Source organism: Magnetospirillum sp. SS-4, assembly GCF_902729425.1.
GTDB lineage: Bacteria > Pseudomonadota > Alphaproteobacteria > Rhodospirillales > Magnetospirillaceae > Phaeospirillum.
The window spans coordinates 1-258 of sequence record NZ_CACVCH010000032.1; the positions used below are offsets into that span (position 1 = coordinate 1).

1 pseudogene is annotated in these 258 nt (G+C 62.8%); it reads left to right on the forward strand.

Features of this window, described 5'->3' with window-relative positions:
- Positions 1 to 83: 83 nt before the first annotated feature.
- Positions 84 to 258: pseudogene (locus MTBSS4_RS22270) on the forward strand (IS4 family transposase); the annotation flags it as partial.

A 258-nucleotide genomic window follows, 5' to 3' on the forward strand; every position in this document is an offset into this window, starting at 1 on the left:
CCTCACCACGGATCAGTTTTCTTGACCTCGTGAATCACCGTGTGATTCAAGGAGTCCGCCCTTGATGGAGCGGAGGCGCGAGGATGGGTGGGATTGAACGGTTGGCCGAGGCGATATCGTCGGACTTGACTGCGCGGCTTCCTCGGCAGCGCAAGACGCAGCGGGGAAAGCTATCGCTGTTGGTGGCGACGATGTTGGAGGTGCGCAGCGCCAATTTGATGGCCCTGGCCGCCTCACTCCCACGTCCGGCCGAGCGGC